The organism is Neptuniibacter sp. QD48_11 (assembly GCF_047778095.1).
GTDB lineage: Bacteria > Pseudomonadota > Gammaproteobacteria > Pseudomonadales > Balneatricaceae > Neptuniibacter.
Window position 1 is genome coordinate 604,796 of the sequence record NZ_CP180551.1, and the last position, 19,684, is coordinate 624,479.

General features: G+C 44.8%; 21 protein-coding genes. All 21 read left to right on the plus strand.

The genetic code is table 11. The features are described from left to right. Positions 1-36: 36 nt before the first annotated feature. Positions 37-390, plus strand: a complete 354-nt coding sequence (fliE, locus tag ACMXYU_RS02585; RefSeq protein ID WP_415900063.1) for a flagellar hook-basal body complex protein FliE — start codon at positions 37-39, stop codon at positions 388-390. A 66-nt stretch (positions 391-456) separates the two neighbouring features. Continuing rightward, complete coding sequence (gene fliF, locus ACMXYU_RS02590) at positions 457-2,085, plus strand: flagellar basal-body MS-ring/collar protein FliF (RefSeq protein ID WP_415901091.1); 1,629 nt, start codon at positions 457-459, stop codon at positions 2,083-2,085. Continuing rightward, positions 2,078-3,091: a flagellar motor switch protein FliG gene (fliG, locus tag ACMXYU_RS02595; RefSeq protein ID WP_415900064.1), complete on the plus strand. Its 1,014-nt coding sequence runs from the start codon at positions 2,078-2,080 to the stop codon at positions 3,089-3,091. Before fliF ends, fliG begins: the two co-directional genes overlap by 8 nt. Positions 3,092-3,102: 11 nt before the next feature. After that, positions 3,103-3,864 (plus strand): FliH/SctL family protein, encoded by a 762-nt coding sequence (locus tag ACMXYU_RS02600; RefSeq protein WP_415900065.1) that lies wholly within the window; start codon positions 3,103-3,105, stop codon positions 3,862-3,864. Beyond that, positions 3,857-5,257: a flagellar protein export ATPase FliI gene (gene fliI / locus ACMXYU_RS02605; protein WP_415900066.1), complete on the plus strand. Its 1,401-nt coding sequence runs from the start codon at positions 3,857-3,859 to the stop codon at positions 5,255-5,257. Before ACMXYU_RS02600 ends, fliI begins: the two co-directional genes overlap by 8 nt. After that, on the plus strand, positions 5,254-5,697 hold the full coding sequence (gene fliJ, locus ACMXYU_RS02610) for a flagellar export protein FliJ (RefSeq protein ID WP_415900067.1): 444 nt from the start codon (positions 5,254-5,256) through the stop codon (positions 5,695-5,697). The genes fliI and fliJ overlap by 4 nt, the downstream gene beginning before the upstream one ends. Before the next feature lie 53 nt (positions 5,698-5,750). Then, positions 5,751-7,499, plus strand: coding sequence for a flagellar hook-length control protein FliK (locus ACMXYU_RS02615; RefSeq protein WP_415900069.1), 1,749 nt, complete (start codon positions 5,751-5,753; stop codon positions 7,497-7,499). A 190-nt stretch (positions 7,500-7,689) separates the two neighbouring features. Beyond that, positions 7,690-8,214: a flagellar basal body-associated FliL family protein gene (locus tag ACMXYU_RS02620; RefSeq protein WP_415900070.1), complete on the plus strand. Its 525-nt coding sequence runs from the start codon at positions 7,690-7,692 to the stop codon at positions 8,212-8,214. A gap of 32 nt (positions 8,215-8,246) precedes the next feature. Next, a complete protein-coding gene (fliM, locus tag ACMXYU_RS02625; protein ID WP_415900071.1) occupies positions 8,247-9,224 on the plus strand; it encodes a flagellar motor switch protein FliM in 978 nt (325 codons plus the stop codon). A 35-nt stretch (positions 9,225-9,259) separates the two neighbouring features. Continuing rightward, complete coding sequence (gene fliN, locus ACMXYU_RS02630; protein WP_415900072.1) at positions 9,260-9,700, plus strand: flagellar motor switch protein FliN; 441 nt, start codon at positions 9,260-9,262, stop codon at positions 9,698-9,700. A gap of 3 nt (positions 9,701-9,703) precedes the next feature. Further along, positions 9,704-10,156, plus strand: a complete 453-nt coding sequence (gene fliO, locus ACMXYU_RS02635) for a flagellar biosynthetic protein FliO (protein WP_415900073.1) — start codon at positions 9,704-9,706, stop codon at positions 10,154-10,156. Beyond that, positions 10,143-10,892 (plus strand): flagellar type III secretion system pore protein FliP, encoded by a 750-nt coding sequence (gene fliP, locus ACMXYU_RS02640; protein WP_415900074.1) that lies wholly within the window; start codon positions 10,143-10,145, stop codon positions 10,890-10,892. Before fliO ends, fliP begins: the two co-directional genes overlap by 14 nt. A 13-nt stretch (positions 10,893-10,905) precedes the next feature. After that, a complete protein-coding gene (gene fliQ / locus ACMXYU_RS02645; RefSeq protein ID WP_415890231.1) occupies positions 10,906-11,175 on the plus strand; it encodes a flagellar biosynthesis protein FliQ in 270 nt (89 codons plus the stop codon). A gap of 4 nt (positions 11,176-11,179) precedes the next feature. Then, positions 11,180-11,953 carry a flagellar biosynthetic protein FliR gene (gene fliR / locus ACMXYU_RS02650; protein WP_415883428.1) on the plus strand — a complete coding sequence of 258 codons (774 nt, stop codon included), beginning with the start codon at positions 11,180-11,182 and terminating at the stop codon, positions 11,951-11,953. A gap of 9 nt (positions 11,954-11,962) precedes the next feature. Beyond that, a complete protein-coding gene (gene flhB / locus ACMXYU_RS02655) occupies positions 11,963-13,102 on the plus strand; it encodes a flagellar biosynthesis protein FlhB (RefSeq protein WP_415900075.1) in 1,140 nt (379 codons plus the stop codon). A 143-nt stretch (positions 13,103-13,245) separates the two neighbouring features. After that, on the plus strand, positions 13,246-15,354 hold the full coding sequence (gene flhA / locus ACMXYU_RS02660; RefSeq protein WP_415900077.1) for a flagellar biosynthesis protein FlhA: 2,109 nt from the start codon (positions 13,246-13,248) through the stop codon (positions 15,352-15,354). Positions 15,355-15,396: 42 nt separating this feature from the next. Then, the gene (gene flhF, locus ACMXYU_RS02665; RefSeq protein WP_415900078.1) at positions 15,397-16,833 is read left to right on the plus strand and encodes a flagellar biosynthesis protein FlhF; all 1,437 of its coding nucleotides are present in this window, start codon (positions 15,397-15,399) and stop codon (positions 16,831-16,833) included. A gap of 15 nt (positions 16,834-16,848) precedes the next feature. Next, positions 16,849-17,676: a MinD/ParA family protein gene (locus ACMXYU_RS02670; protein WP_415900079.1), complete on the plus strand. Its 828-nt coding sequence runs from the start codon at positions 16,849-16,851 to the stop codon at positions 17,674-17,676. A gap of 12 nt (positions 17,677-17,688) precedes the next feature. Beyond that, positions 17,689-18,399, plus strand: a complete 711-nt coding sequence (locus ACMXYU_RS02675) for an RNA polymerase sigma factor FliA (protein WP_415900080.1) — start codon at positions 17,689-17,691, stop codon at positions 18,397-18,399. Positions 18,400-18,479: 80 nt separating this feature from the next. Next, positions 18,480-18,863, plus strand: a complete 384-nt coding sequence (gene cheY / locus ACMXYU_RS02680) for a chemotaxis response regulator CheY (RefSeq protein ID WP_040661672.1) — start codon at positions 18,480-18,482, stop codon at positions 18,861-18,863. Between the two features lie 18 nt (positions 18,864-18,881). Further along, the gene (locus tag ACMXYU_RS02685; RefSeq protein ID WP_415900081.1) at positions 18,882-19,679 is read left to right on the plus strand and encodes a protein phosphatase CheZ; all 798 of its coding nucleotides are present in this window, start codon (positions 18,882-18,884) and stop codon (positions 19,677-19,679) included. The last annotated feature ends 5 nt before the right edge of the window (positions 19,680-19,684 follow it).

Sequence of the window (19,684 nt, forward strand, 5' to 3'; positions counted from 1 at the left end):
GTTTATAATGTCAATAAATTGCCGTTGGGTGTGGTTATGGTAGATAGAGCTGACATAAATAGTGTGCTAATGCAGATGAGAACGATTAAGACTCAAGTGCAGAGTGCATCTCCAGAAATGATGTCGGGAATGGTCTCTGAGCCAGGCGTTGTTAAGCCCTCTGATCGTACAGGTTTCGGTGATATTTTAAAGAATGCGGTAGACGCAGTGAGTGAAACTCAAGCGGATGCCAAAAAAATGGCGGTTGCATATGAGAAGGGAGATCCAACGATCGATCTTCCACAAGTTATGATCGCTGCAGAAAAAGCTTCAGTCTCGTTTCAAGCGATGACTCAGGTGCGTAACCGATTGGTTACAGCCTATGAAGACGTAATGAAGATGCCAATCTAACAATAAATAGAATTAATGGGATAAGTGGCAGTGGCAGATAGCGCAGAAACATTAAGCGGAAGCCCAATGCTTGGCTTTAATAAGCTAAGTATTGTTAGGCAGATTGGTTTGATGGTTGGTCTAGCGGCAAGTGTCGCTATTGGTTTTGCTGTTGTTTTGTGGTCGCAAAAGCCAGACCAGCGTGTTCTATTTAGTAATCTTAATTTCTCTGATGCTAACCAGATTATAGAGCAGCTCCGCCTTTATAATGTTCCTTACAAGTTTGATGCAGATGGCCGAGCTATTTTGGTTCCGGATGAATATGTTCATCAGGCTAGACTTAAGCTTGCTTCCGAAGGTTTTACTGCTGATAAAACAGTGGGCTTTGAAATTCTAGATCGTGAGCAAAGCCTAGGCACCAGTCAGTTCATGGAAACGACAAAATATCGTCGTGGTCTTGAAGGTGAATTGGCTCGGACAATTTCCAGTATGACTGCTGTGCGCAATGCGCGTGTTCACTTAGCTATTCCAAAAGATACTGTCTTTATCCGTGATACTCGTAAGCCGACAGCATCTGTATTCCTTGAGTTATTCTCTGGGCGTCAACTAGAGCGTGATCAGGTTGCATCTATTGCTAACTTGGTGGCTTCAAGTATTCCAGCGTTAAACGTTAAAGATGTGACGGTTGTGGATCAGCGCGGCCGTTTACTAAATATGCGTGATAAAGACATTAATGTTGTTTTAGCTGCTAAGCAATTGGAGTACACGCGTAATTTAGAAGAAACGATGCTCAACCGTGTAAACAGTATCCTTCAGCCAGTTGTAGGTATGGGGCGCTTCCGTGCAGAAGTGTCAGCAGATGTTGATTTTACAGCAGTCGAACAAACTGACGAATTATATAACCCTGATCTTCCAGCGCTTCGTAGTGAGCAGACAATGGATGAGTCAAGGGTTGGTGGTGCTGCACCAGTCGGTGTGCCAGGCGCATTGTCTAATCAGCCTCCTGGGCCGAGCAGTGTACCTGAAGAAGCATCAGGCGAGGGCGTGTTGGCCAACAACGGTGCGCCGGGTTCTTCTCGTAAACAAGCGACGCGTAACTTTGAATTAGATCGTACTATTAGCTATACCAAACATCAGCAAGGTCGCGTGCGTCGTTTAACCGTCGCAGTTGTGGTTGATGACTTATCAAGTGTTGATCCGTCAACAGGTGATGCTAAGCGCACACCGTGGCAGCAGAATGAGTTAGAACGTCTGCGTATTCTTGTTCAGGATGCGGTAGGTTATTCTGCGCTCCGTGGAGATAGTGTGAATGTTGTAAATACACCGTTTGTTCCTGAGCAGCCAATCGTTACTGAGGATGTGCCACTTTGGGAACAGGAGTGGATCTGGGATATTGTTAAACAAGTTATGGCTGCGGTGTTTGTTCTGGTTCTAGTATTCGGTATTTTACGTCCTATCCTTAAAAACCTAGCATCAGCTGGCACTGCAGGTAATGTTGCTGGCTTGGGTGCTGCGGGTGAAGTGTCTGCAGAATTAGAGGGCCTTGATGGCGGTGATTTTTCTTCTGATTCGGTAACTTTTGGTAGTGATGATGGACTATTGCCAACTCCAAATGAAAGCTTTGATTATCAGTTGAACGCGATTCGTAGTATGGTTGCGGAAGATCCTGCGCGTGTTGCGCAGGCTGTGAAGCAATGGGTAGGTGACGATGAGTGATGAAGCAAATCAGGGGGAAGTCAGTGAGATCGATAAAGCTGCCATACTTCTGATTAGCTTAGGTGAGGCCGATGCCGCTGAAATCCTGAAACATATGGGCCCTAAAGAGGTTCAGATGATTGGTGAAGCGATGGCTCAACTGAATAATATTCCACAAACAAAGGTAGAATCTGTTGTTGGTGACTTTATGGGGTTGGTAAGCGACCAGACCGGTATTGGCATTAACAATGATATCTATATTCGTTCTATGCTTAATCAGGCATTGGGTGAAGAGAAAGCTAAAACCCTCCTTGATCGTATCCTGATGAGCACAAATACATCTGGTCTAGATACTTTGCGCTGGATGGAGCCTCGTCAAATTGCTGAAATTATTCGCTACGAGCACCCTCAGATACAGGCCGTTGTTTGTGCTTACCTCGAGCCAGATGCGGCTGCGGGTGTGCTTGGATTCTTTGATGATAAGCAGCGCCTTGATATTTTGATGCGTGTTGCGGCTTTAGATCGTATTCAGCCGCAAGCATTGCAAGAGCTAAATGATATTCTTGAGCGTCAATTTGCTGGCGCAAGTGGTGCAAGTTCTGCGACTCTTGGTGGTATTAAAAATGCTGCTGACATTATGAACTTTATCGATTCGAGTATTGAAGCCGAGTTGATGGAAGGGATTAAAGAGAGTGATGAAAATCTAGCTACCACTATCTCGGATCTGATGTTTGTCTTTGAGAATCTGCAAGATGTAGAGGATCAGGGTATTCAGGCGATACTCCGCGAAGTGTCTACGGATGTTCTGGTTGTTGCTTTGAAAGGTGCAGATGTTGCACTGCAAGAGAAAGTATTCCGTAATATGTCTAAACGTGCTTCTGAATTGCTACGTGATGACCTTGAAGCTAAAGGTCCGGTTCGTGTGTCTGAGGTTGAAGAAGCGCAGAAAGAAATTCTGACTGTAGCTCGCCGTCTGGCTGATGAGGGTGAAATAATCCTTGGCGGCGGTGGCGAAGAGATGCTCTAGGCTAAGTGCGTATGTCTGATAATAAAGTTTTTAAGCGCATTAAGGCTGAACAGGCTTCTAAGCTTATTGGTTGGGAGTTGCCGCAGGTTGCAGGTCAGCATGTTGTCGGCTTGCAGCAAAAAGATCCTGTCGAAGTGACCGTAGTCGAAGAGGTTATCGCTGCAGAAAAAATCACTCTAGCTGAGCTAGAAGAAATTCGAGAAACTGCGCGTATCGAAGGCTTGGCTGCTGGTCTTGAAGAGGGGCGCCTTAAAGGTCTTGAAGAAGGTCGCGTTAAAGGGGTTGAAGAAGGTAAAGAGCGGGGATATCAAGAGGGGTTTAAGCAAGGAGAGGCTGAGGTTCAACGCCTTCAGGCTCTTTTTAGTAATATGTTGACGGAATTTCAGTTACCTCTAAAACAGCAAACAGAAGCTGTTGAGCAGCAACTTGTTGATATGGTTGTTTCGCTGGCGGAGGCGACAATTGGAGCAGAGTTATCTAATCGACAAGAGTTGCTTTTAGACTCCATTCAGCACTCCTTGCGAAGTGTGCCAGAGCCTCTAGGTACAGTAACTGCAAAAGTGCATAAAGACGACTTGTCTTACTTAGAACAAATGCTTTTAATACCTGGTGTTGTTCTTGAATGTGTCGTGGATGACAATATTTCCCAGGGGAGTTATGAGCTTCAAGCTGTGAGTACTGTGGTGGAGTATAATTTAGATCAGCATTTCGCTACGGTTGTTAAGCAGTTCCTTTCAAGCGTTGAATCTGATTCGGCACAATCACATGAGTGAGTTACTGGGTCGCTTATCTCGATATCAAAAAGATCACTTAGATAAACCTCAACCTAGGATTGAAGGCCGAATTACCCGGATGATCGGTCTGACAATTGAGGCTGTTGGTATTAAATGTGCTGTTGGTGAATGTTGTTATATAGAGCTTTCCGAAGATCAGCAGATTGAAGCAGAGGTCGTAGGTTTCTCTGGTGATCGTATTTATTTAATGCCGCTATATCCGATCGAAGGGTTGCAGTCAGGTACTAAAGTTATTGCCCTTAGTTCTTCTGGAAAAGTGCCTGTTGGTATGAGTCTGCTAGGCAGGGTGTTGAATGGTGTTGGCCAGCCGATTGATGGAAAAGGACCTCTTCAACCTGAAGCTGAAACGGGTTTGGCTGGTGAAATTATCAACCCTTTACTTAGAGACCCTATAAAGCAGACACTTGATGTTGGTATCCGAACTATTAATGGTTTGTTAACTGTTGGTCGTGGTCAGAGGATGGGATTGTTTGCCGGTAGTGGTGTGGGTAAATCTGTACTACTTGGTATGATGACTCGCTTTACAGAGGCCGAAATTATTGTGGTTGGGCTGATCGGTGAACGAGGTCGTGAAGTTAAAGAGTTTATCGAGCATAGTTTAGGCGAGGAAGGTCTAAAGCGCTCTGTTGTTGTGGCCTCACCCGCAGATGACTCTCCTCTAATGCGTTTGAGAGCATCCCAGCTATCTACTCGAATTGCTGAATACTTTCGAGATCAAGGTAAAAATGTCCTTTTGTTGATGGATTCGTTGACCCGTTACGCTCAAGCGCAGCGTGAGATTGCGTTAGCGGTAGGTGAGCCGCCAGCAACTAAAGGTTATCCCCCTTCTGTTTTTGCTAAAATTCCAAAATTGGTTGAACGAGCCGGTAATGGTGAGGCCGGAAGTGGCTCAATAACTGCCTTCTATACAGTTTTAACAGAAGGTGATGATCAGCAGGATCCTGTAGCAGATTCCGCAAGGGCTATTTTGGATGGGCATGTTGTATTGTCCCGTCGTTTGGCTGAACAGGGGCATTATCCTGCAATCGATATCGAAGCTTCTATCAGTCGAGCTATGCCGCAGATAGTTGAGCCTGACCACTTACAAATGGCGATGCGATTTAAACAGCTATACTCAAAATATAGGCAAAATGAAGATCTGATTAATGTTGGTGCCTATGTGAAAGGAAGTGATCCTGACACTGACTTTGTTATGGATAATTTGCCCTCAATGAATGCCTATTTGAGGCAGGGCATTAGTGAGGCGTTTCCTTTGTTGCAGTCTATGCAGCAGATGGTTATGGTTCTTACTGCGCCCCCAACACCTAATGCAGATCAACAACAGCAACAACAGTTGCGCAGACCTACTGTAACTAACGGGTTACAAAAATGAGCAAACGTTCTAAGCGCTTGAAACTAGTTCTTGATTTGGCTGAGAAAAAAAAACAACAAGCAGATCAATTTTTGGCTGCCAGTCGTCAGCGTGTGGAGCAAGATCAGAAAACGATGACTCAGCTTGAAGAGTATGTTGCAGATTATCAGCAAAATTATTTAGGTGCGCATACAGAAGGGTGTACAGGTGCTCAGTTACATACGCAGCAAGCTTTTTTACAAAAAATCCAAGATGCTAAGTCTGCTCAGGCAAAAGCGATGGAGCAAAATCGGAGAGAGCTAGATGTAGTTGAGCAGCACTGGAAGGCGGCTTATGCTCGAGTCAAAGGTTTACAAAAGCTGACAGATAAAGCTGTTGAGAGTGAGCTTCAAGAAGAAGAGAAAGCTTTGCAAAAGCAACTAGATGAACGTTCTCAAGCTATAAAAACCCCTTTTATCTAGATTGGCCTCCATTTTGCTTTATTAAAATCAGGCAATATTAATAGGAGCCTGTAATGAGTGAGCAAGTATCCCCGTCTACTGGAGGCGGATTATTATCTCTTAATTTATCTATAACCCCTCAGAGTTCGCCGTCTGCAGCCTCTGGGACTGTTCCTCTATTAGGTGGTTTTGGAGCAGTTCTTAATCAGCAGACTGACGCCAGCGTGCCTGTCGCTAAATTTTCTGGCGGCGGGATGTTGCCGCCTGAAGGGGAGGCTTTGCCGCAGAAATTAGAGCAGCTGCTTCCTGAAGATCAGATGCAGGATCAGCTACGCCAAATCGCTCAGCTATTAGAGCAGCAATCGGCACAAGATACTCAGTTACCGCCAGAGCTGAGTGCAGAACTAGCCAGAGCGCTGCGCCAATATACCGAGCAGCAGCCGATATTGCCGGCCACAGATAATGGCGGTAAAGAGGTAGGGCTTCCAGCAAATGCAAGTTCGGATAAAGTGGTTACGGTTCCCAATAGCTCTGGTGTTGCTAGAGTGGGGAGCGAGAATCAAGTTGTTATTACGCCTCCGCCCAAGACTGCTGCAGTTGATCTGAATGCAAAGGTCGCTTCCGCACAGCAAGAAGTTGAAGCTTCGCGCGCTAATACAAATTCTGGTCAAATTCCTGCTGAAGAGGTGAGTAATTCTCAAGCTCAACCATCAGTAGATGTTAAAAGTGCTGTCTCTAAAGCCTCAGCGGCCACATCTCCGAATTCAGCTCAACTCACTGAGGTTCAGGATTCGCAACAATTAGTTGCAAAAGACAATGCAAATGCTGCTGATGTTCCAGGTTCAAATATTCAAAATCAGCAAGCTACTCAGCAGCCTCTAAGTCAGCAAAATATTCAGCAATCTCAAGTTACAGTTAATGCTGCAGCAGATATGTCTAATTCACAGCAGGCAGTAGCTAATGATGCGTCCGTTAAGGTGGGTGCACCATCTGTAAATGCTCAGGCGGATATAACGTCCGCTCCAGTTAAAGGTGCAAATCCAGTTGCTGCTACTGATGCTGATGAAGTGAAACTGTTTGACCCAACTGCAAGAAAGGTTGAAGTGGATGCTGCTAAATCAACTAATCGTGCAGTAACAGAACCACTAGTATCTGTACAAGGCGCTAAATCGGATTTGGTTCTTAATTCACAGACTGATAACAGTAGTATTAAGAAGATTGAATCTGCTTTGGAGATGACTCAGCAGTTGATGCAAAAAGTGTCTGCAAGTGAAAAGGGTGATGTGACAGCTACACAGGTAGTGGAGCGTTTAGCCTCAAATACTATAGGTCAGGTTAATTCTGCTTCGCCTACAGCGGCTCAAAAGGTTGTTACTGATGGACAAAATTTGATGATGCCGCAAAATGTTAAGGTGAATACGCCTGCCTGGAATAATGCGTTGGGCGAACGAGCAATCATGATTGCAGCTCAAAATACGCGTGTCGCAGAGATTAGGTTGGATCCACCAGAGTTGGGTTCGCTTAATATTCGAGTGAATATCAATCAGGATCAGGTAAGTCTTAACTTTACCTCTCCGCATGCACATGTCAGGGATGCGGTTGAGCAAAGTTTACCTAGGTTACGAGAGATGTTTGCTGAGCAGGGTTTAGCGCTGCAGGATTCCTCTGTTTCTGATCAGTCCGCAGACCAGCAACGACGAGAGCAGTTTGCAGATGGGGATGGCTCAGGTAATCAGTATGGTGGAAGCGTTGGTGTCGAAGGGGAGGATGGTGCTCAACCAGAAAATGCTCGATCGGTATCTCTGGTGGATTATTACGCTTAATTGAGCGGATTGTGAGCTTTGTTCAGCGAATATAATTTATGCTTTTGCAAAGCTCTTTGCTCTAAATCGTATTTTTGTTTGTTCTTGATCTTCAGCCTTAAAATCAGTGTGTTATATTAGGCGCAATACTGTTTTTAGCGATATGTAGTTCATACTGTAGAGTGTCGCGTTTTTTGTTGGAGATATAGAGATGGCTGAAGAGCAGGAAGCAGGCGCTGAAGGCGGCGAAAAGAAATCATCTAAGCTCAAGTTGATCATCATTGCTGTGCTTGCGCTAGTTGTTGTTGGCGGTGGTGGTGCTGCCGCTGCTTTGTTTTTCTTAGGTGGCGATAACGAGCCTGCGGCTGAAGAAGCTGCGCCAGCTGAGCCTGTTCGAGCTGAGGCTATCTACACCAAAGTGAGAACTATGGGCGGCAAACCAATGTTTGTTGTAACTCTGCAGTCAAGTGATAATAGGCCGCACTATATGCAGTTGTATGTAGAAGCAAAAAGTCGGGATCAGGCTGTAGCAGATGCTTTGACATTGCATATGCCTCTGGTTGTTTCGCGCTTAAACAATTTATATAGCACGCAAGATTTCCGCACTCTGCAAACGGTTGAAGGTAAAGAGGCATTGTTACAAAGCTCAACTGACCTTGTGCGCGAGATTATGCAGGAAAAAATTGGTAAGCCGGGTGTAGAAACGATCTTGTTTACTAACATGGTTATGCAGTAATGCAATTTAGGCTGATAGGAGATTATTCCTAAATGTCGGTCAAAGACTTACTTTCGCAGGATGAAATCGATGCACTGTTGCATGGTGTCGATGATGGGGATGTTGAAACATCTGACGATGCGGAAGTAGAAGAAGGCGATGTCCGAGGCTACGACCTTGCCAGCCATGAACGAATCGTTCGTGGCCGAATGCCTACGCTCGAAATGGTCAATGAGCGTTTTGCACGTTATACCCGTATTAGTCTTTTTAACCTGTTACGTCGCGCGGCAGATGTGACCGTAGGTGGTGTTCAGGTGATGAAATACGGCGACTATATTCATACCTTGTACGTTCCTACCAGTATGAACCTCATCAGAGTCAACCCTCTACGTGGTACCGCTCTGTTTATCATGGATGCTAAGCTGGTATTTAAACTGGTGGATAACTTCTTCGGTGGTGATGGGCGTCATGCCAAGATCGAAGGACGAGAGTTTACGCCAACAGAGACGCGTCTTATCCATAAAGCTTTAGAGCAGTTCTTTATTGATCTGGAAGAGGCGTGGGCTCCGGTAAAAGAGCTTACCTTTGAGCATCTCGGTCATGAAATGAATCCGGCGATGGCTAACGTTATCAATCCAACTGAAGTTGTAGTTGTAAGCACTTTTCAAGTAGACCTGGAAGGTGGTTCTGGTGAGTTCCACGTGGCGATGCCGTATTCAATGTTGGAGCCGATTCGTGATCTTCTCGTCTCTGGTTTCCAAAATAGCGAAGATGAAAAGGATGAGCGTTGGCAGATAGCTCTGCAGCGGGATATTTTAATGGCTGGTTTGCCATTGGAGATGACCTTAGCGAAACAAGAAATGACGCTCAGGGATGTTGTTGAGTTGGAGGTTGGTGATGTTATTCCAATAGAGCTACCGGAAAAATTTGAGTTAAAAGCTAACAAAGTACCTGTTTATAATTGCACTATGGGTGTTTCTCGAGGCAATTTGGCCGTTAAAATTGTTGATCAAATTCAACGCCCTAAATAAGTGTGCAAGCGATTGTATTATAGAGAGCAAAAGCGATGAGTGATGAAACTGAAGACCAGCAAGCGTTAGCTGACGAATGGGCTGCGGCCATGGAAGAGCAGGTCACTGAAGAGGGGGGCGAAACAGTCGACCCTGATGCTTTGCTTGCTGAAACAGGTGTGACGGGTGATTCAGTTGAGTTGGATGAATTAACTGATGAAGGCGCGCCAGTCACAGATCCTAAGCTTGATGTAATTTTGGATATTCCTGTAACGCTCTCTATGGAAGTAGGTCAAACGGATATTCCAATTAGTAACCTGTTACAACTTAATCAGGGATCTGTTATTGAGTTAGATCGTGTTGCAGGTGAGCCTTTGGATGTAATGGTGAATGGAACACTCATCGCGCATGGTGAAGTGGTTGTTGTAAATGATCGATACGGCATTCGTCTGACCGATGTGATCAGCCCTCAAGAACGAATCAAGCGTCTTAAATAACCTATGCGGTCTTGGTTGTTATGTCTGCTTGTAACTATCTCACCCAGTGCTTTTGCGTTGGGTGTTGAAACTGCTTCGGGTGCTAAGCCTTCAGTCGTGCCTGTTACATCCTATCAAGAGCCATTCTCTGCTGCTGCTCTCACGCAATTACTATTAGGCTTGCTGTTTGTCATTGGTATGATTTTTATCCTTTCTTGGTGCTTTAGGCGTTTTAGCGGCGTTACGCCAATGGCTCGCCATATGAAGGTTTTAAGTGTATTGCCTTTGAGTACACGCGAAAAAGCAGTATTAGTCCAGGTTGGTGATAAGCAGTTATTACTGGGTGTGGCGCCAGGACGCGTTTCTCATCTGCACGCTTTTGATAAGCCTATTGTTGATGACCAGTCGAGTGAGAGCTTTGCTGCGCGCCTAGGAGAGGCTATTTCAAAGCGACGGAGCGTTGATGAGGCTGATTAAGTTAGTTTCAATTCTTCTTGTGTCCTTTCTTTTTCCACATCTAGCTTACGCTGCGGATGTGGGGATTCCGGCTGTAACGCTTACAACCGGAGAAAATGGTGAAAGTAATTACAGTGTGACACTTCAAGTGCTCGCGCTCATGACCATGCTGACATTCTTGCCAGCAATGCTCATGATGATGACCTCGTTTGCCCGTATTATTATTGTCTTTGCGATTCTCCGGCAGGCTTTAGGTCTTCAGCAAACGCCATCTAACCAGATCATGGTTGGTATGGCGATGTTTTTGACGTTGTTTATTATGACGCCAGTGCTGGATAAAGTTTACGTACAGGCTGTAACGCCTTATGTTAACGAAGAGATGGGGGTGTTTGAGGCTTTTCAGGCGGCAAGCAGCCCGTTTCGTGATTTTATGATGCTGCAAACCCGTGAAAGTGATCTGGATCTTTTTATGAGAATTTCAGGTACACCAGCCGTAGAAGCGGCTGAGCAGATCCCTTTTACCGTGCTTGTGCCTGCATTCGTAACTAGTGAATTAAAAACTGCCTTCCAGATCGGCTTTATGTTATTTATCCCATTCTTGGTTATCGACTTGGTGGTTGCCAGTGTCTTGATGGCTATGGGTATGATGATGTTATCGCCAGTAATTATTTCTTTGCCATTCAAAATTATGCTATTTGTATTAGTGGATGGTTGGGCGTTGGTGATAGGTACATTGGCCGCCAGTTTTGGTATATAGCTAAGGAGGAAATATGACACCCGAAGTCGTACTTAGTCTCTTTGGCGAGGCGTTTTGGTTAATAGTCTTGATTGTTAGTGTCTTGATTGTACCAAGCTTGATAGTGGGTTTGGCGGTATCAACCTTTCAAGCGGCTACACAGATTAACGAACAGACATTGAGCTTTTTGCCTCGACTTATCATTACGATTCTTGTAATTATGTGGACAGGCCCTTGGCTTTTAACCAAGTTGACTGAGCATTTCACTACTCTAGTGAAAAACATCCCTTACCTTATAGGTTAATCCCTTGTTTGAGCTGAGTGTTCTGCAGATCGAACAGTGGGTAGCTGCATTTCTATGGCCTTTTTTTAGAATTGCTTCATTCTTTATGGCTGTGCCTTTACTAGGTAGTCAGCTTGTTAATGCTCGTGTGCGTTTGTTTTTGGCTCTTGCTGTAACCGTGGTGGTCGCGCCATTATTACCGGCGATGCCTGAGTTCGATGGACTGCATTTTAATACCTATCTAATTATTGCTCAGCAGATTCTGGTTGGGGCAATGCTGGGTTTCCTGTTTCAGGTTTTTTACCAAGTATTTGTCTTAGGTGGTCAGATGATCGCGCTTCAGATGGGTCTTGGTTTTGCGTCAATGACGGACCCTGCTAATGGTATCTCGGTTGTTATGTTGGGTCAGTTTTATCTGACATTGATTATGATGATCTTTGTGGCTCTTAATGGTCACTTGGTTATGATTGAAATAGTTGTGAGGAGCTTTGATGTTGTTCCTATAAGCTTGGAAGCAATAGACCGAAGAAGCTACTGGCGAATTTTGATGGCGGGTAGTTGGATGTTTTCAGCTGCTATGCTGATGGCGTTACCAGCGGTGACGGCTCTTTTAGTGGTAAACATGGCTTTTGGTATTATGTCTCGAGCTGCTCCGCAGTTAAATATTCTTGCGGTAGGCTTTCCATTTACCATGGTGCTTGGCTTATTTATTAACTGGGTAAACTTGGGTGGTTTCTTGGATCAGTATATGCGGATCTCTGCCTTTGTTTTGGATTATATCGAGAACCTTTTTCTGTGATGCGCGATTATGGCTGAAGATTCTGGTCAGGAAAAAACAGAAGACCCCACACCCAAGCGAATAAAAGAAGCTCGGGAGAAGGGGGACGTTCCGCGGTCGAAAGAGCTGGCTACAACGCTTGTGCTAATGGCTGCTGTTTTTTCTGTGATTATCTTTGGTGCTCAGTTAGCAAATAGCATGTTGGGTATCATGGAGAGTAATTTCATTCTCGGCCGCGCTGATGTATTTGATACTAATAAAATGTTGGCGCATTTTGGAGCTTCTGCTAAAGAGTCGCTCATGGGCTTAGCGGGAATATTTGGAGTTCTTTTGATTGCTGCTTTGGTTGGGCCTATTGCTTTAGGGGGCTGGAACTTTAGTGCGCAGTCAATTGCACCTAAAGGTAGTCGAATAGACCCTTTAGCAGGCCTTAAACGGATGTTTTCCCTCAAGTCATTGATCGAGCTTTTTAAGGCGATTGCAAAGTTCTCGCTTGTCGGTGGATTTGCTATATTGATTTTATGGACTATCAGGGGGGATCTGTTGGCGCTGGGTACCTTTGAGGCGCGACCAGCAATAGATGCGGCATTAGAGACCATAATCTGGGTATTTATGGCGCTTAGTGCAGTCTTGATTCTCGTGGCTGTGGTAGACGTGCCTTATCAGTTGTATGACTATACCGAAAAAATGAAAATGACCTTGCAAGAGGTTAAGGATGAGTTAAAAAATACCGAAGGTAAACCTGAGGTCAAAGGGCGTATCAGGCAGTTGCAGCGTGAAATTGCTCAAAGGCAAATGATGCAATCAGTGCCTGAGGCTGATGTAGTTATTACCAACCCGACTCACTACTCTGTCGCTTTAAAATATGAGAGTGAAGGGCGTGGTGCGCCGATTTTAGTGGCTAAGGGGGCGGACTTTGTGGCATTAAAGATCCGAGAAATAGCCGATGAGCATGATATTCCTATCCTTTCTGCGCCCCCTTTGGCGCGTGCAATCTATAATTCCACTGAAATAGATGACGAGATTCCATCTGGCTTGTATATGGCTGTGGCTCAAGTGCTTGCCTATGTCTTCCAGTTGAAACGATATAAAGAGCGTGAAGCTGAGCGTCCAAGTAACTTACAAGTTGATAAGTTACCTATCCCTGATGAATTCAAAGATGACCTTTAATTGGCGTAAAAATTGCAGAATTTAGGATCGGCATAACTATTCGTCAAAAAAACATCAGATTTTATTGCTTTACCTATATCTGTTTGTAAGGTGAATTGAGTGCTTATTGTTTTTGTGATGTTTTTTTGACGTTTGGGGTTTGAGTGGATAAAGCAGTTGTTTTAGAAAATGTTAAAAGTTTAGGGCGCGGTAATATCGGTGTGCCTTTGCTGCTGCTTGTTATTTTGGCAATGGTGACGTTGCCGGTACCTCCTTTTCTATTGGATGTGCTATTTACCTTTAATATTGCCCTTTCGATTGTTGTTCTATTGGTTTGTGTCTACTCAAATCGCCCGCTAGATTTTGCAATTTTCCCAACCATTATCCTTGTTGCGACACTGATGCGTCTTGCTCTGAATGTGGCATCGACTCGTGTGGTTTTGCTTTATGGTCATGAGGGGGGCGATGCTGCCGGTAAAGTGATCGAGGCTTTTGGTGAGGTCGTTATCGGCGGTAATTACGTTGTTGGTTTTGTCGTCTTCCTTATTCTAATTATTATCAACTTTGTTGTTGTGACCAAAGGTGCGGGTCGTATTTCGGAAGTAAGTGCTCGCTTTACCTTGGACGCTATGCCAGGTAAGCAGATGGCGATCGATGCTGATTTGAATGCGGGTCTAATTGGGCAAGAGGAAGCAAAAGCAAGGCGAGAGGATGTAACGCAAGAAGCCGACTTTTATGGTTCTATGGATGGTGCTTCTAAGTTTGTTCGTGGTGATGCGGTTGCGGGTATTTTGATTCTTGTAATCAATCTTTTGGGTGGCCTAGGTATTGGCATGTTGCAGCATGATCTCGATTTTGAGACTGCCATGCGTTTCTATTCGCTACTAACCATTGGTGATGGTTTGGTAGCGCAAGTGCCGTCATTACTACTTTCAACTGCTGCGGCGATTATGGTAACCCGTCAGAATGTTTCTCATGATATGGGTGGTCAGGTTGTATCGCAGATGTTTGCATCGCCAAAGGCTTTGGCGGTTGCTGCAGGTATTCTGACAATTATGGGTATTATCCCGGGAATGCCGCATTTTGCTTTCTTGTCGTTGGCTATTCTGGCAGGTGGTGGTGCTTGGTGGATTCACAAAAAACAAGTTGAGAAAGAGGCTGTACAAGAGGAGCAGGCGCAGCAAGAAGCTGAAATGTCTGAAGAGGACGAGTCAGAGAAGCGAGAGCTTGATTGGGATGATGTGATGCCGGTCGATATGGTTGGCCTTGAGGTGGGTTACCGCTTGATCCCAATGGTTGACAAAATGCAGGGTGGGCAGTTGTTGAGCCGCATCAAAGGTGTGAGGAAAAAACTGTCGCAGGACTTAGGTTTTCTGGTGCCGTCGGTGCATATTCGAGACAATTTGGATCTCTTGCCCGGCGCTTATCGCATTACTTTAATGGGCGTGGTTGTAGGTGAGTCAGAAGTATACCCAGACCGTGAACTGGCTATTAACCCAGGTCAAGTATTTGGTAAGTTGCAAGGTGTAGAAGTAAAAGATCCAGCGTTTGGTTTGGATGCGATTTGGATTGAGCAATCACAAAAAGAACATGCGCAATCACTGGGCTATACGGTGGTCGATGCCTCCACAGTAGTAGCGACGCATATGAATCAGTTGCTTCAGTCCCATGCTCATGAATTACTCGGGCATGAAGAGGTTCAGCAGCTATTGGATATGCTTACGAAGAGCTCTCCAAAGCTGGTGGATGAATTGGTTCCGGCTAAATTGTCGTTCAGTATTCTTCTCAAGGTGCTGCAGAATTTGTTGATGGAGCAGGTGCCGTTAAAAGATTTTCGCACGATTGCTGAGTCGTTGGCGGATGCGGTTAATAGGACACAAGATCCATTGGCTTTAACGGCTGCTGTAAGGGTCTCTTTGGCTCGATTGATAGTTCAGAACATTAATGGTTCTGAGTCGGAACTTCCGGTGATTACTTTGGCTCCGCAATTGGAGCAGCTCTTATTGAACTCTGTTCAGCAGGGGCAGGATAATGGATTGGTGTTGGAGCCGGGTATGGCTGAGAGGTTGCAATCTTCTTTGTCAGAGGCTGCAACGCAGCAAGAAATGATGGGGAGGCCGTCGGTTCTTTTGGTCGCGGCGCCAGTGCGGCCGCTTATGGCTAAATTTGTTAGGTATGGTGAGCATCAAATTAATGTGCTCTCCTATCAGGAAATTCCTGAAAATAAAAAGGTCACAATTGTCTCGACAGTGGGAGGTGAAAATGCGGCATAAACGTACTTCAGCCCAGCTTGTTGTGGCCGATAAGGAATTGATATGAAAGTAAAACGCTTTTTTGCGCCAGATATGCGACAGGCTATGCAGCGGGTCAGGGATGAGATTGGTCCGGACGCAGTTATTGTGTCTAATCATCGTGTCGCTGGTGGTGTTGAAGTTGTGGCTGCTCATGAAAATGATTATGAGGCGGCTCAACAAGAGTTTTCTCGCAAACAAAAGAAAACGCAAAAACGGCAGTCCCAAATTGACGTGCTAACAGGTGGCGGTGCTTCTAATCGAGACTTAGAGGGCGAGCTACAAAAGGCGCGAATGCAAATAGCGGAAGCTCAGGGTAAGCAGGAAAGTCAAAATTATGACGTTCCAGGTCAGGTTAATAAGCAGATAGAACAAGACGATGATCTGCGAACAATTTTGGCTTCGTTGAAACAAAGGCAAAAACAGAAAGCTAATACGGCTCATCAGAACTTTATGCAACAGCCCGCTGTTGATGATCCTGGGCTCGGTTTAGATCTGCAAAGTGAATTGTCTATGTCAGCTGCGCCTTCAAATGAAGGGGCCGAACATCTTATTCAGTCAATGCAGGACGAAATTGCGCAGCTTAAAAACCTACTAAGTCAGCAAGTTTTAGCCCAAGGTAATGTGCAAGCGTCTGCTCCTACAAAATCTCCATTGCAGAAAAAATTTGAATTGTTAGGTGTGAGTGAGAAATTATCTACGCATCTACTTTCTCATGTTGAATCAGGTTTGGCGCCGGATAAAGCATGGAAAAATGCGCTGACGCGCTTGTCGGATGCGATCCCTGTGATGGGTGAAGATTTTATCGAACGCGGTGGAATGATCGCTTTTGTCGGACCAACAGGTGTCGGAAAAACTACAACCATTGGTAAGCTTGCAGCGCGTCATGTACTGAAATACGGTAGCTCAAGTATGGCGTTGGTAACGACTGATACCTATCGAATTGCGGCACATGAACAGTTAAGAACCTTTGGGCGAATTCTTGACGTTCCGGTTCGAGTTGTTGATGAAAATAATAGTTTGGATGACGTTTTGCACTCTCTGCGAAACAAGAGATTAGTGCTGATAGATACTGCCGGATTGAATGCAAATGAGCCGCATAGTGAGGCTCAATTGGCCATGCTGGAGGGTGTAAGTTTGCGTCTTAAGAAGCTATTGGTCGTTTCTTGCAGCAGTCAACGCAGGGTTGTTGAACAGGCATTCAATGCTTATCAGGGGTTAGGCTTGAATGGTTGTGTGCTGAGTAAGATGGATGAATCGGGTAGCTTAGGTGAAGCTATTTCTTTGATCGTCGAAAAGCGTTTGCCTGTTTCCTACGTTACCGATGGACAGCGTATCCCTGATGATATTGATATTGCCAAAAAACATGAGTTGGTTAGTCGAGCTGTCATAACGGCTCAACGAGCTATAGAAGCAGAAAAGAAAATGTCTGCGCTCGATTCAATCTATAAAACGGGTTAATGGTGGGAATTAATAATGAATCAACATAAACCCGTTAAAGTAATTGCGGTAACCGGTGGTAAAGGCGGCGTTGGGAAAACTAACGTCTCGGTGAATTTGGCGTTAGCTTTAGGTGATCTAGGTCATAAATCTATCTTGATGGATGCTGATTTAGGTTTAGCAAACGTCGATGTGATGTTAGGTTTGCGTCCGAAAAAGAATATTGCTGATGTTCTGAATGGTGAATGTGGCCTAAAGGATATTATGCTGGACGTAGGCGAGCATCTAAAAATTGTACCGGCTTCATCTGGTACACAAGAGATGACAGCATTGTCACCGCATGAGCATGCAGAATTAATACATGCTTTTAATGAAGTGGCTGATGATACCGATGTTCTGATCATTGATACGGCAGCAGGTATTTCTGATTCGGTCGTGAGCTTTGTTAAAGCCGCACAAGAAGTTTTAGTAGTTGTTTGTGATGAACCCACCTCAATTACCGATGCTTATGCTTTAATTAAACTGTTAAATCGGGATTATAGGATGACCCGCTTCCGCGTTCTGGCCAATATGGTTCGAAGTGAGCAGGAAGGACGTAATATGTTTGGGAAGTTATTAACAGTTACTGATAGGTTTCTTGACGTGACCCTTCAATATGTAGGATCAATACCTTATGATGAAAATGTTCGTAAGGCGGTTCAACGTCAAGTGGCTGTTTTAAAAGCGTTTCCAAAGAGCAAAGTCTCCTTGGCATATCGTCAATTAGCGAATAAAGTAAATGGGTGGCCGGTTCAAACTGTGCCCCGAGGTCATTTAGAGTTTTTTGTTGAGCGGCTCGTTCAAGGAGTTCGCCCTTCGGACTAGCAAAGAGGCGGTATGTACAACCAGCTGCAATTACAAACGAGTGAAGAGCTAATTGAGCAGTATGCGCCGCTAGTTAAACGTATTGCACATCACTTGCTTGCTCGCTTGCCTGCGACTGTAATGCTGGATGATCTTATACAAGCAGGCATGATCGGTTTACTTGAAGCCGCAAGTAAATACGATGCTTCAAAAGGAGCGAGCTTTGAAACTTATGCAGGGATCCGCATTCGTGGCTCCATCATTGATGAAGTACGCCGTGGTGATTGGACGCCGCGTTCGGTACATCGAAATAGTCGTCGCGTAACAGAAGCTATTCAGCAGATAGAAGCTCGAACAGGACGCGATGCAACAGATTCAGAAGTGGCTAAAGAGATGGGGATTAGTGTTGCTGATTACCATAATTTGCTTAAGGATAGTTTGGATAGCAGACTCTTTAGTTTCGAGGAGATGATCAATCCTCAACATGAAGGTCCAGGGGAGTCTTTTGCTAACGATGATCCCGGTCCAAATCAAAATTTTGAGCGAGAAGCATTTTTAAAAGCGCTAAGTGCAGCTATAAATAACTTACCAGAACGGGAAAAGTTGGTGTTAGCGCTCTATTATGATGAAGAGCTCAATTTAAAAGAAATTGGTCAAGTTTTAGGTGTAAGTGAGTCTCGAGTTAGTCAGATCCACAGTCAAGCAGCGTTAAGGTTGCGTTCGCGACTAAGTGATTGGCAATAAAAAGGGTTGACCAGACTCAACGTAATTGCGGTAATTAAGTGTAGACTCAACAAGTTGCGTAGTTCTAACAGGAGGCCGTCTTGAATAAAGACATGAAAATTCTTGTAGTGGATGATTTCTCCACAATGAGACGAATTATTAAAAACCTATTGCGCGATCTGGGCATGACAAATGTTCAGGAAGCGGATGATGGTCAGACTGCACTGCCGATCCTTAAGCAAGGGGGAATTGATTTTCTGGTCACAGATTGGAATATGCCAGGAATGACCGGTATCGATCTTTTAAAAGAGGTTCGTTCTGATCCTAACTTAGCTCACATGCCAGTGCTTATGGTTACAGCAGAAGCTAAGAAAGAGCAGATTATTGCGGCGGCGCAAGCAGGGGTAAACGGTTATGTAGTTAAGCCATTTACTGCAGCAGTGCTGAAAGAAAAGATTGATAAGATCTTTGAACGCCTAGGATAAGAAATAGGGTCCGTTGTAATGATTGCAGGAACAGATAAAGGTGTAGGGCGCTTCGAAATGGAATTGCAGTTGAAGGCTCAGGAATTGGTTTCCGTCCTGAATGAAGGGAATCTCTCTGAAGCCATGGATCTGATCCAAGAACTCCATGAATTCAGACATAAGACCTTCTTTAGTGAAGTGGGTCATCTGACACGTGGTCTGCATGAAGCGATTAAAGCCTTTTCTTCAGAGCTAGGTACTAGCTTGGAATTGGATGATGAAGCAGCTCCTAAAGATGCGGATGCAGCTGATCGTCTCAATTATGTAATTGAAGTTACCGAAAAAAATGCACATGAAACCATGGACCGTGTCGATAAGGCGCTGGGTTTGGTTGATCGTTTAGATTCACAGAGTGAACGGTTTAAAGACCTATTGTCGCTAGTTGGTCAGTTAGAAAAAGAACACGACAATTTGAACGGCGTCTATGACCGTACATGTGCAGTAAAAGAAGAATCTGAAAAGACAATTGAAACTTTGCGGTCAGAGTTGACTGATATTGTGGTGTCTCAGAGCTATCAGGACATTACAGGGCAGCTAATCCGTCGTGTTATTAACTTGGTGACAAATGTAGAAACACACCTTGTTGGTTTGATGGAAATGGCTGCTCAGGTTGAAAAATTGTCGGGCATCGAGGTGCAAACCGCACCAGAAGATGACAAGCAGGATAATAAAAAGAATCCTATTCAGGCTGAGGGGCCGCAGGTCAACAAAGATAGTGCTGATGTAGTCAGTAACCAAGATGAAGTTGATGACCTGCTTTCCAGTCTGGGTTTTTAAGAGGA